At 70.9% G+C, this 11207-nt stretch carries 13 protein-coding genes and 1 pseudogene; 6 read left to right on the forward strand and 8 right to left on the reverse strand.

Annotated features, from left to right (window positions below):
* On the forward strand, positions 1–1181 hold a 1181-nt coding region (locus tag ACFWI9_RS11985), incomplete at its 5' end, for an alpha/beta hydrolase (RefSeq protein ID WP_387161046.1).
* Between the two features lie 11 nt (positions 1182–1192).
* On the opposite strand, the gene ACFWI9_RS11990 is transcribed toward ACFWI9_RS11985, so the two are convergent.
* Together ACFWI9_RS11990 and ACFWI9_RS11995 are read right to left on the reverse strand one after the other, a co-directional pair.
* Positions 1193–1864 carry a CPBP family intramembrane glutamic endopeptidase gene (locus ACFWI9_RS11990; protein ID WP_387161048.1) on the reverse strand — a complete coding sequence of 224 codons (672 nt, stop codon included), beginning with the start codon at positions 1862–1864 and terminating at the stop codon, positions 1193–1195.
* A gap of 301 nt (positions 1865–2165) precedes the next feature.
* On the reverse strand, positions 2166–2447 hold the full coding sequence (locus ACFWI9_RS11995) for a DUF6332 family protein (protein ID WP_387161050.1): 282 nt from the start codon (positions 2445–2447) through the stop codon (positions 2166–2168).
* Here ACFWI9_RS11995 and ACFWI9_RS12000 point away from each other — a divergent pair.
* Positions 2446–2979: a hypothetical protein gene (locus ACFWI9_RS12000; protein ID WP_387161051.1), complete on the forward strand. Its 534-nt coding sequence runs from the start codon at positions 2446–2448 to the stop codon at positions 2977–2979. The genes ACFWI9_RS11995 and ACFWI9_RS12000 overlap by 2 nt on opposite strands.
* Positions 2980–3033: 54 nt before the next feature.
* Here the strand turns inward: ACFWI9_RS12000 and ACFWI9_RS12005 are convergent, their stop codons facing one another.
* Positions 3034–3774, reverse strand: coding sequence for a maleylpyruvate isomerase family mycothiol-dependent enzyme (locus ACFWI9_RS12005; RefSeq protein ID WP_387161106.1), 741 nt, complete (start codon positions 3772–3774; stop codon positions 3034–3036).
* A gap of 128 nt (positions 3775–3902) precedes the next feature.
* Between ACFWI9_RS12005 and pyrF the strand changes: the two genes are divergently transcribed.
* Both pyrF and ACFWI9_RS12015 read left to right on the forward strand, forming a co-directional pair.
* On the forward strand, positions 3903–4601 hold the full coding sequence (pyrF, locus tag ACFWI9_RS12010) for an orotidine-5'-phosphate decarboxylase (RefSeq protein ID WP_387161054.1): 699 nt from the start codon (positions 3903–3905) through the stop codon (positions 4599–4601).
* 53 nt (positions 4602–4654) lie between these two features.
* Positions 4655–4843: pseudogene (locus ACFWI9_RS12015) on the forward strand (zinc ribbon domain-containing protein); the annotation flags it as partial.
* Positions 4844–4918: 75 nt separating this feature from the next.
* On the opposite strand, the gene ACFWI9_RS12020 reads toward ACFWI9_RS12015, so the two are convergent.
* Complete coding sequence (locus tag ACFWI9_RS12020) at positions 4919–6205, reverse strand: MFS transporter (RefSeq protein ID WP_387161056.1); 1287 nt, start codon at positions 6203–6205, stop codon at positions 4919–4921.
* Between the two features lie 65 nt (positions 6206–6270).
* Between ACFWI9_RS12020 and ACFWI9_RS12025 the strand changes: the two genes are divergently transcribed.
* Positions 6271–7494, forward strand: coding sequence for an ROK family protein (locus tag ACFWI9_RS12025; protein WP_387161058.1), 1224 nt, complete (start codon positions 6271–6273; stop codon positions 7492–7494).
* Between the two features lie 88 nt (positions 7495–7582).
* On the opposite strand, the gene ACFWI9_RS12030 is transcribed toward ACFWI9_RS12025, so the two are convergent.
* Positions 7583–8161 (reverse strand): ATP-binding protein, encoded by a 579-nt coding sequence (locus ACFWI9_RS12030; protein WP_387161060.1) that lies wholly within the window; start codon positions 8159–8161, stop codon positions 7583–7585.
* Positions 8162–8377: 216 nt separating this feature from the next.
* Positions 8378–8710 (reverse strand): hypothetical protein, encoded by a 333-nt coding sequence (locus ACFWI9_RS12035; RefSeq protein ID WP_387161062.1) that lies wholly within the window; start codon positions 8708–8710, stop codon positions 8378–8380.
* Positions 8711–8913: 203 nt separating this feature from the next.
* On the opposite strand from ACFWI9_RS12035, the gene ACFWI9_RS12040 reads away from it, so the two are divergent.
* The gene (locus ACFWI9_RS12040; RefSeq protein WP_387161063.1) at positions 8914–10029 is read left to right on the forward strand and encodes a PLP-dependent cysteine synthase family protein; all 1116 of its coding nucleotides are present in this window, start codon (positions 8914–8916) and stop codon (positions 10027–10029) included.
* A 16-nt stretch (positions 10030–10045) separates the two neighbouring features.
* Here the strand turns inward: ACFWI9_RS12040 and ACFWI9_RS12045 are convergent, their stop codons facing one another.
* Positions 10046–10528, reverse strand: a complete 483-nt coding sequence (locus tag ACFWI9_RS12045) for an SRPBCC family protein (protein ID WP_387161064.1) — start codon at positions 10526–10528, stop codon at positions 10046–10048.
* A 142-nt stretch (positions 10529–10670) separates the two neighbouring features.
* Positions 10671–11108 (reverse strand): SRPBCC family protein, encoded by a 438-nt coding sequence (locus ACFWI9_RS12050; protein WP_387161066.1) that lies wholly within the window; start codon positions 11106–11108, stop codon positions 10671–10673.
* Positions 11109–11207: the final 99 nt, after the last annotated feature.

Genomic DNA, 11207 nt, shown 5'->3' on the forward strand with positions numbered 1-11207 from the left:
GCTGGCACCTGGTAGCGGCTCAGGCATGGTCCGCGTTCACCGGGCTGCTGCTGGGCAGCTTCGTGAACGCGGCCAACGAGGCGTTCTCGCTGCGTGACACGCAGACACCGGAAGGCGTGCACCAGCCCACGTCCGCCCTGCGTTCGGGCGGGCCAGGTTCTCTCGTGCCATGGGAATCGCTGGGCATGCAGGGCCGTGCATTCATCGGCAGCGGACCGTCGGCCCGCGACATCGGCGCGTTCACCCACCGCGCGGCGCAGGAGCCCGTCCGGGCCTACGCCGGGCTGACGACCTCCGACGACGCGGAGACCCGGGCGGCCCGAGCCGTCGCGGACCTCGAACGGGCAGGCGGCTTCGAACGCGAGAACCTGCTCGTGATGACCACGACGGGTAGCGGCTGGGTCGACCCCGCCGCAGTGGACTCGTTCGAGTACCTCGGCAACGGCAACTCGGCCACCGTGGCGATGCAGTACTCCTACCTGCCCTCGTGGCTGTCGTATCTCGTCGATCAGTCCAAGGCGCGCGAAGCCGGTCGCGAGCTCTTCGACGCGGTCTACGACAACTGGTCCAAGCTGCCGCCAGACCAGCGGCCACGGCTGTTCGTAGCAGGTGAGAGCCTGGGGTCGTTCGGCGGTGAGACGGCCTTCAGCGGGGAGTACGACCTGCGCAACCGCACCGCCGGCACCCTCTTCGCGGGCCCGCCCAACTTCAACACCCTGTTCCGCGAGTTCAGCGATCAGCGCGACGCGGGGAGTCCCGAGATCAAGCCCGTCTACAAGAACGGGCGGACCGTACGGTTCACCGACGCCCCGGCCACCGGAATGCCTCCGGCGGGCGAACCGTGGGGCGGTACACGGGTCCTCTACCTCATGCACCCTTCCGATCCGATCGTCTGGTGGAGCCCCCAGCTCGCGCTCTCCGAACCCGACTGGATCGGTGAGGCGCCCGGTGGAGATGTGCTCGAAGCGATGGTCTGGATGCCTCTCGTGACCTTCTGGCAGGTCACCGCCGACCTGCCGTTCGCCACGGATGTACCGGACGGCCACGGCCACACGTACAAGGCCGCGTACGTCGATGGCTGGAACGCAGTCATGCGGCCCGCCGGATTCACGGCGCAGGATCTGGACCGGCTGAGGGACATCATCTGGCCGGAAACTGGGCCCCCAGCCACGGGGTCTTAGCTGTCGCGCGGTCAGCGCAGCAGGAATCCGACGAGGTAGCCGAGTGCGTTGACAGCCCAGTGCAGGCCCATTGGAGCCAGCAGGCTGCCGCTGCGACGCCGCAATTCGCAGAACAGGACGCCCGCTGCCGCCGTAAACAGCACGGCCGACAGAACCGCCAGGGCGGCACCGACCGCAGAGTCGCCGAAGACCATGGTGAGAGCGGGTTTCGCGGTCGCCAGGTGCAGTGACGGCAGTACGTGCCACAGCCCGAACAGCAGGCTCGATACGGCGGTCGCCCATACCGCCCCCCGGGCCCGGCAGACCAGGCCGTAGAGCACGCCGCGGAAGGCAAGCTCCTCCGCCACGACCGTGCCCACGGGGACCAGCACGAGAACACGTAGCAGCAGCTCGCTCGCGTTCATCCCGTCGTACTGTCGGTGCTCGAACAGGGCGCGGGTGGTCGGCAACAGAGCCCCGGCCAGGTAGACGACGCCGACCAAGCCGAACAAGGCCAGCGCCCAGCGGGCACCGCGAGCCAGCGTGCCGGGTGCCAGGCCCACGTCAGCCCGGGTACCGCCAGCCGAGCGGAACACACCGAGCAGCAGAACGCTGACCACTACAGCCGGCACCAGGCCGAACAGGCCAGTCCAACGGTGCATGATCAGGTTGGAGGCGACGAGGACGGCCACCGTGAGTCCCACAGCCGGCCAGGTGCCGATCGGTCTCCGGTATCGGCTCCGGGACGCGCCGCTTACCGTGCAGTGCCCTGGTACTTCGCACCGCTCGGCATCATCGGGATCACGGCAGGGCATGAGAGTCTTCACCGACGGTCGTCTCACCCACCCCTCGGCCCAAGGCTACCGGGCACCGCCTCGGGGCACTCGATCTCGATCACGTCATCTGCGGCGGCACCCTGGAGGCTCGACGACAGCTACCCGGCGATCAGCAAAGGCAGCGCGCCTGGCGTGTTCAACCCGCCAGGCGCGGGCCTGACTCGGCCCATCAGTCGGGGTTTGTGCTCCCAGGTCGGCCTTCCTGACCGGCGTCGCTGCCCGTGCGGGGGAAGCGCCACAGCACGTGCACGACGCGGGCCACGAACACCGCGGTTCCGAGCACGACGCCCGCTGTCAGGAGTGCGCGTGCCACGGGGTCCGGAAGATCCAGGGCGAGAGCCGGGCCCGCCACGGCTCCGGCCGCCAGTGCCGCCGCCAAGAACGCACTGATCAGCGCGTACCCGATCTCGACAGTGATCGCGTCCCGCTGTGCCTGTGTGCGTCTGCCCATGGCCGCATGGTCGCAAGGCCGTGGCGCCTGGGCAACCGACTACGGCGCTCGGTACCACAAGGGCCGGAAGAGGCGGCGGTACGGCCGGGTCGGCTCTGCGGCGGTCGTGCCGACGGTCTCGGAGACGAACGCCGGTTCCCTACCGGACGAACAGGCTGCCGCTGCCTTCCCGCGCCGAGCCCGGCGCGGCTGCCGCCGTGGTCGCACAGGACGACGGGCCGGACCGGATGCCGCCGGGGCACCCCACGCCACCGCGGCCGTTCTGCTGATCCTCGTCGCCCGCTGGGCCGGCTGCCCGGCGGACCGCGTCCGTATCGACCCTGCGCGTCCCCATGGCCACGCTCACCCCTGTCCGCCTCGGGCCCGGCGGCCAGCACTAGACGTCACCACGCACTCCGGACTGCCCGCCCGAGCGCGCATTGCCGATCTTCGGCCGGACCCGGACCATGTCGCGGCGGTCACCGTCCTGGCCGACCGTCCGGTCCGCATCCGCGAATCGGCGGCGAACGCGAAGTCGCTCATGGGCGAATGACTTCCGGTGGCTCCTGACCGTGCCGGTCAGGGGCCACTGGAGCATGCCGGGGCGTCAGGACCACGTGACCGCCGATCGCTCCCGCCACAGCTCTGCCAGTCCGGCGTCGCCCGCCACCTCCACCGCCGAGTGCGGCAGCCGGTTCCAGAGCGTCAGATAGAGACGGTCGACGGGACCGCTCAGCTCGCAGTCCACCGGACCGGAACCGCCGTGTTCCGCCAGGGGCGGCTGTGCCGACAGCCGCACCGTCCATACGTCGTGTGTGTCGGTGGCCCGTATGCGCAGGGTCCGCGGAGTGTCCGTACGCACCCGGCTTCCTGCGCGGGCATGGAAGCCGTTCAGCAACTCGCTGATACCGTCCGCGGCAAGCGCCGCCGGTACGGTCGCGGGGGCGCCGAGCGCCGACTCGGCGTCCACGCGGTGCACGGTGGTCTCGTGGGCCTGGCGCCGTGCCCAGAAGGCCAGCGGCGAGGGGGCGGGCAGGAAGGTCCAGCAGGCCAGATCGGCGGGTGCGGTGTCGAGTGCCGTCACCAGCAGCTGGTGGCCCTCCTTGAACCAGTCGAGCAGCATGTCCCCGTCGAGGTCGGGCTCGCCTCCGTCCGGGCGGTACGAGGTGTGGCCCTCGATCACGAACGCCGCGGCCCAGCGATGCACCATGCCGGTGTGTCGTAGCAGGTCCCTGATCTGCCAGCCGGGGCAGGTCGGCACGGTCGAGTCCGGGCCCGCCTTCCCGGCGGCGGCGGCGAGCGAGCGGCCCTCGACCGCGACTGCCTCGATCCAGCCCGCGGTCTGCATGGTCTCCATCGGGCCAGTGTGCCCTCAACGATCCCCCAGCGTGCCCTTAACGTCCCATCGGATAACCAGTGCTGCGACCCGAACGGGGCGGTGTGAAGTGGTGGACGCCGCGAGATGACAATGGCGCCATGGACCCAACCCGTCAGATCATCGTCGCGCTGGACTGCGACAACCGCCCAGCGGCTCAGGCTGTCGTCGATCAACTCGGTGACGAATGCCGCTTCTACAAGGTCGGCCTGGAGCTTCTCACCGCGGTCGGGTCCCAGGTCGTGGAACACCTCGTCGCCCAGGGCAACGAGGTGTTCCTGGACCTCAAACTGTTCGAGATCCCGAACTCCGTCGCCGGTGCAGTCCGCGCGGCAGGCGCACTCGGCGTCTCCATGGTGACTGTGCACAGTATGGGCGGGACGGGCATCATGGCCGCCGCAGTCGATGCGGCTCGCGACTATCCCGACCTTCGCGTCCTTGCGCTCACCGTCGTCACCAGCATGACCGACTCCGACCTCGCCGACATCGGCGTCGCTGACCCCACCGAGGGCCAAGTACTCCGGTTGGCCGGCCTGGCCAAGCGGGCCGGGTGCCACGGCGTGATCGCCTCACCGCAGGAAGTCTCAGCCTTGCGCGCAATGTTGGGGAGCGATGCCCTGATCGTCACCCCTGGAGTTGCCTTGCCCGGCGAGTCTGCTGCCGAGCATGCCCGTCCCGGAACCCCGCGGGCCGCAGTCGCGGACGGAGCCTCACATGTGGTCGTGGGCCGAACGGTCACGCGCGCGCCGGATCCGCTGTTCGCGCTTCGCCGTGTCCGCGCCGACCTGTCGGCTTCGTAGCTGAGCCAGAGGTCGGTATGCGGGCCGCAGGCGACAGGCAGGGCCGCTCACACCAAAGGGCCGGTCGTGGCGTGATCCCCGTGGACCCCCGCAGCACCTCCCGCACCTGCCCCGCCTGCGGGCATGTGTCCGGCGAGAACCGCACCACCCAAGCAAGGTTCGAGTGCACCCAGTGCGGACACACCGCCGACGCCGGTCAAGTCGGCGCACTCAACGTCGCCATCAGGGCCGGGCTGGTCCTTCCTGACATGGCCCAGCCACGACAGGAGCAGCCCCCCGGATTCTTCACGGGGAGAGGAGTCACGGGGATCCAGGGTTCACGTGACCGGCGTGGCCCTGCGTGCCGAGAATCCGATGACGCCCGCCGTGGCGGCGAGTGCCGCCACCGTCGTGAGCGCGACCGGCAGTGAGAACCAGTCGGCGAGAAAGCCGATCACCGGCGGCCCGAGCAGCATCCCGCCGTAGCCGAGCGTGGAGGCGGTTGCCACACCCGAAGGTCCGGCCAGGGCCCCGGCGCGTCCCACGGCCACCGGGAAGATGTTCGCGAGGCCGAGCCCCGTGACGGCGAAGCCCGCGAGGGCGAGCCAGGCGGTGGGCGCCAGTGCGCCGATGAGCATGCCCGCGGCGGCGGTCGCCCCGCCCGCGGCGAGCACCCTGGTCTGACCGAGCCGCTCCAACAGGGTGGTGCCGGTCAGTCGGCCAACGGTCATGGCGAGCGCGAAGAGCGAGTATCCGGCTGCGGCGATGCCCGGATGCGCGTGCAGGTCCTGCTCCAGATGAAGCGCTCCCCAGTCGGCCAGCGCGCCTTCCCCGTACGCCGTGCACATGGCGATCACGCCGAAGAGCACGACGAGTCGGCGGGTACGGCCGCGACCGCGGGCAGCGCCGCTCGACGTGGGTGACGGTGTGGGGGTCGTGCTCGTCGTCGGCGTCGCACCTGTCGCCGTGGTCTCCGTGGCCGCAGCGGTGGTGCCGGCCGGTGGGGTGGGCAGGCGGTGGCGCAGCAGCATCGGTCCGGCCACGGCCGTGACCAGCAGGCCGACGACGGTGAGTGCGAAAAGGTGGATCGCGGGGGAGAGGCCGGCGGCGACCAGCCCGCCGACTCCCGCTCCGACCACGCCGCCGAGGCTGAACGCGGCGTGGAAGCCGGGCATCACGGGGCGGCGTAGTGCCGCCACCAGTTCCACGGCGGCACTGTTCATCGCCACGTTGATGCCGCCGTATGCCGCGCCGAACAGGAGCAGCACCAGGCCGAGGGCGAGTGCCGAGTGCGTCTGCGGGGGCAGGGCGATGCTCAGTGAGAGGAGAGCCCCCGCGAGGACCGTCACAAGCCGTGTGCCGAAACGCCCGCACAGGCGCCCGGTGAGGGTCATCGTGACCACCGCTCCGGCGGACACCCCGAGCAGGGCCAGACCCAGGGTGCTCGCCGAGGCGCCGGTCTGGTCCTTGATCGCGGGGATACGGACCACCCAGCCCGCGAACAGGAAGCCGTCGAGGGCGAAGAAGAGGGTCAGGGCGATACGGAGGCGGGTCAGGGAGTGGGGGGCGAGGTCTTCGCCGGGGCTCCGCGGGGCGGCCGTCCGGGGTTTGTTTAGTAGCGGCACAAAGTCAGGGTAGAGGGAGAGCGGCCCGCGGCACAACCTCGCGGGATCATGGGAGACTCGCCCCCATGAGCGGCAAGGTGACGACCACGCGGACGAGACTGGAGAGAGGCCGCAACGTACTCGGCCCCGCGCTGGAACTGGTGCACACCGGCCGGGCGCCCACCCGCGCCGTACTCACCGCCGAACTCGGCGTCACCCGCGCCACCGCGGGAGCCGTGGCGGCGGAACTCGAAGCGCTCGGGCTGATCCGGGTCGACTCCCGGCCCGAGGCGGCGGGATCCCAGGGTCGCCCCTCACACCGCCTGTCGGTCGACAGTGACGGCCCTGTGGCGCTCGCCGCCCAGGTGCACGCGGACGGGTTCCGGGCCGCCCTCGTCGGCCTCGGCGGCACGATCGTCGCCACCGCACCGGGCTGCGTCACCGTCTCCGCCGACCCGGCCCAAGTGCTCGGCGAGGTCGTGGCGGCCGGAGCCGAACTGCTCCGCGCCAGCGGACGGCGCTGCGTCGGAGCCGGGCTCGCCGTGCCGTCCGCGGTGGCCGAGCCCGAAGGTACCGCCCTGAACCCGCTGCACCTGGCCTGGTCCGCAGGCGCTCCGGTACGGGACATCTTCGCCGAACGCGTCCGTGCCGCGGGCATCGCGGGACCGGTCTTCACCGGCAACGACGTCAACCTCGCGGCGCTCGCCGAGCACCGGCACGGTGCCGGTCGGGACGCCCGGCACCTCCTCTGCGTGGCCACCGGGCATCGCGGTGTCGGCGGCGCTCTGGTCCTCGACGGGCGTCTGCACACGGGGAGTTCCGGCCTGGCACTGGAAGTCGGCCACCTCACCGTCAACCCCGAGGGCCGCCCCTGTCACTGCGGCAGCCGTGGCTGCCTCGACGTCGAGGCCGACCCACTTGCCTTCCTCACCGCGGCGGGGCGCGCAGCCGGGCCCGAGGTGTCGCTGCTGCAGCAGTCCGTCGACCTGCTCCGCACGGAATACGACGACCCTTCGGTGCGAGCCGCCGCCGAGGAGATCGTGGACCGGCTCGGACTCGGGCTCGCGGGCCTCGTCAACATCCTCAACCCCGACCGCATCATCCTCGGCGGACTGCACCGCGAACTGCTCGACGCCGACCCCGAACGGCTGCGCGCGGTCGTCGCGGACCGCAGCCTCTGGGGACGCAGCGGCGGGGTGCCGATCCTGCCCTGCACCCTCGACCACGACAGCCTGGTGGGTGCGGCGGAACTCGCCTGGCAGCCCGTCCTGGACGACCCGCTGAGCGTGCTCCCGGCACGCGCCTCCTGAGCCTCGGCCCGGGTCTGGGGCCGATGTGGGTCCGGGGTCGGTTCTGAGGCTGGGCTATGCCTCCCGGTCCGGCCCTCGGCGGCAGCCGTCAGCGGGCCGCGGCGGACCGGGTCACGGCGGGCTCGCGTACCTCGTGCGCGCGCCCGGCGTCGACGACCGCGAAGGGCTCGTCCAGCGAGATCCCGCCGGCCCCGTCGGACGCGAGGGGCGTGGCCACGCTCGCACCGCACACCACGGCATCGGCGAACGTCGGCCGGTACGCCAGAGGCAGCGGCGCGGGAAGCGTGAACCACACGGCCTTGCCGCCCTCGCCCTTGGGGCGCACACCCCAGCTTTCGCTCAGCGCCGCTATCAGGGCGAGCCCCCGGCCCGTGGTCTCGAGCCGGTCGCCCATGCTGCCCGCGGTGGGGAGGCGGGGGTCGTGGTCGTGCACCGAGATGGTGAGCCGGTTGAGCAGCAGCTCCAGCTCGACGGCACAGAGTTTGTCCGGCTGGGCATGCCGGTGCACATTGGTCAGCAATTCGGTGACGCCCAGCGCGGCATGGTCGATCAGCGGATCGAGATGCCAGTAGCGCAGTTGCGCCGACACGATTCTGCGGACCTGACCGATCCGCGCCGGCAGAGCCTGGAGCTCCACCCTGCAATGCCTGCTTGCCTCGCTGATCACGGCTGCGACTCCCCGAAAGAGGTCCGGAAGAAGGCGAAGGAACGGATCCAGCAGTTGGCTGCCTGCTGTGTGTGCCGACGGCCTGGATCGCAGAGTAACCGCCGGTGAACCCTGAGTGATGAGATCAAGCGTGAACCAGGAGCGGTGTGTGCGCAACTCCGCGCCCGGAGGCTCCGTTCACCCGCAGGTCACGACCGCGGTCACCAGGTGCGGCGGTCAGTCGAGGTCGCCCCCGGCCTTGCGTACCGCGTCCAGGAACCGGCCCGCGAGCGCCGTGCCGTCGAGCCTGCGGCCGTCGTCCGCGCGTGCAGGACGGTCCATGGTCAGCCGGTAGCGCGTGCCGTTGACCGTGGCGACGGTGCTGTCGCTGCCCGCGAACCAGGGCCTGCCCGCGTGGACGGCATCCACCGGCGCGCTGTCGATCACCCGGCCGTAACTCGTCAGCAGCGCGAGCCGGCCGTCCTCGATGAGGACCTTGCCGGCCTTGGTCAGTGAGCGGGGCCACCGCTCGATCCGTACACCCGTGGCGCTGAAATCCGGTTCCTGCAAGACCCCTGCCCCCTTCGTACGCGTCGTACGAGCTGCCGCACCCAGTCTGCCCAGCTGGTCGCGGACACGCCAGGGTGCATTCCGACACCTTGCCACAAGGAGTGCCCGTGAAACCCCAAAGTGAACGTTTGTGCAGGTGAGGGGCTTGTGGTGCAGTGGGGATGGGGGGTCGGCGAGGCGCGAGAAGGCAAGGAGCGGGGCGCATGAGCACATACGAGGCGATGGCCACGATCGACGTGGACCGGAGCGACCCCGAGTACCGGGCATGGCTGAAGGACGCCGTCCGGAAGGTGCAGGCCGACGCCAACAGATCGGCCGACACCCACCTGCTGCGCTTCCCGCTGCCGGAGGACTGGGACATCGACCTGTACCTCAAGGACGAGTCCACCCATCCCACCGGCAGCCTGAAGCACCGTCTGGCCCGCTCGCTTTTCCTGTACGGACTGTGCAACGGATGGATCCGGCCGGGCAGACCCGTCATCGAGGCCTCCAGCGGTTCGACCGCCGTCTCGGAGGCCTATTTCGCGAAGCTGATCGATGTCCCTTTCATCGCGGTCATGCCGCGTACCACCAGCGCCGAGAAGAGCCGCCTCATCGAATTCCACGGCGGGCGGTGCCACTTCGTGGACGACCCGAGAAAGGTCTACGAGGAGTCGGCGGCGCTCGCGGTCGACTGCGGCGGCCACTACATGGACCAGTTCACCTACGCCGAGCGGGCCACCGACTGGCGCGGCAACAACAACATCGCGGAGTCGATCTACCAGCAACTGAGGCGGGAACGCTATCCGGAGCCCGCGTGGATCGTCGCCACCGCGGGCACGGGCGGCACATCGGCGACCATCGCCCGCTACGTCCACTACATGCAGTACGACACCCGGATCTGTGTGCCCGACCCGGAGAACTCCTGCTTCTTCGACGGCTGGACCAGGGGCGACGCGCTGGCGACCAGCGACTGCGGCTCGCGTATCGAGGGCATCGGGCGTCCCCGGATGGAACCGAGCTTCGTCCCCGGCGCCATCGACCGGATGATGAAGGTGCCGGACGCGGCCACTGTCGCCGCCGTCCGCGCCCTGGAACGGGCGATCGGCCGCAAGGCAGGCGGCTCCACCGGCACCGGGCTGTGGAGCGCGCTGAAGATCGTCGCGGAGATGCTGGCCGCGGGGCGCAAGGGCAGTGTGGTCACCCTGATCTGCGATCCCGGCGACCGCTACCTCGACAAGTACTACTCGGACGAATGGCTGGCCGGACAGGGCCTTGACATCACCCCGTACGCCGCCGCCATCGACAACTTCCTCGTCACCGGCGCCTGGCCGGACTGAGCGCCAGGCGGATCTCTCAGCCCGCCTGCGCGGACCCGAGACGGCGCTCCAGCCTGCGCACCGCGTCCCGGAACGAGTAGCCGACCCCCGGCTTGGCCAGCCGCATCCCCACCCGGAGCGGCCCGGGTCCGTCGAGCGCCATGGTCCACCGCACCCGCGTCCCGGACCCGGCGGGCGCGAGCCGCCATTCCTCCAACATGGCCCGCACACCGGGCAGATTGGTCTCGTCGATCCGGTACGCGTACCGGGTCGCCGGGTCCGAGGCCATGATCGTCTCCCGGAAGCGGACCCCGCCCCGCAACCCGACATCCCGGCCCGCTCCTTCCCGGGTCGGCTTCGCCCAGGCGACAGCCGTGAACCAGCCCGGCCACCCCTCGACATCATCGGCGAGCGCTTGGTAGACCTCCGAGGGAGATGCCCCCACATCGGCGCTGTAGACGAGGCGCACGGGAGCGGACTCCACGAAGTCGAGCTGCACGGCGTTCAGCCTGCGTGGCATCGGTACCGTACCTCCGGGGGCGTGTCGAGGGGTGTCGGGCGGGGCAGGTCGCGTACGGGCCGGGACACCATAGCCGCCCAAGCGTCAAAGCGGCAGTGCGGGTGTCTCGCACACCGGTGAGGAGAGCGCCGTACAGCGCCGGCTAGCGCGCCGTCAGCAAGCCGTCGACCACCCGGCCGAACACCCTTCGGGCCGCACCCGCCACCGCCGGGTCCAGAGCGCGTGGCACTCCCCGCAGCCGGAGTTCCTCCTCCCAGACCACCCGGGTCCCCTCCGGTGTCTCCCGGACCTCGATCTCGGCCCAGCCCAGGACCACCCGGCCGCGCTTCTCGAGGCGGCAGTGGCCGGCGAGCTCCGGGGCCGGGGGCTGCCAGCGCACGATCTCCATCGTGTCGTCGAACGTCCAGCCCCCCAACCCGGTACGGGCCACGAAGCGCGTTCCCGTGCCCGATGGACCCGCGGTCAGGACCACGACACGGGTCAGCGGTACACGCTCCGCGTGCGCGGGCCACTCGGTGAGGCGCCGCCAGGTCTCGGCAGCGGGTAGCGGTGTCGTACGGATGACGCGGAACGAGGCCATGGATTCAGTCTTCCAGTGTCGCCCCGGCGCAGGCGCGCTTCCGCCGGACTGTCCATCCTGTCACGGTCCAGCGGCACTCGTACGGGGGAGATTCCAGGA

Source organism: Streptomyces sp. NPDC127084 (assembly GCF_042724175.1).
Taxonomy (GTDB): domain Bacteria; phylum Actinomycetota; class Actinomycetes; order Streptomycetales; family Streptomycetaceae; genus Streptomyces.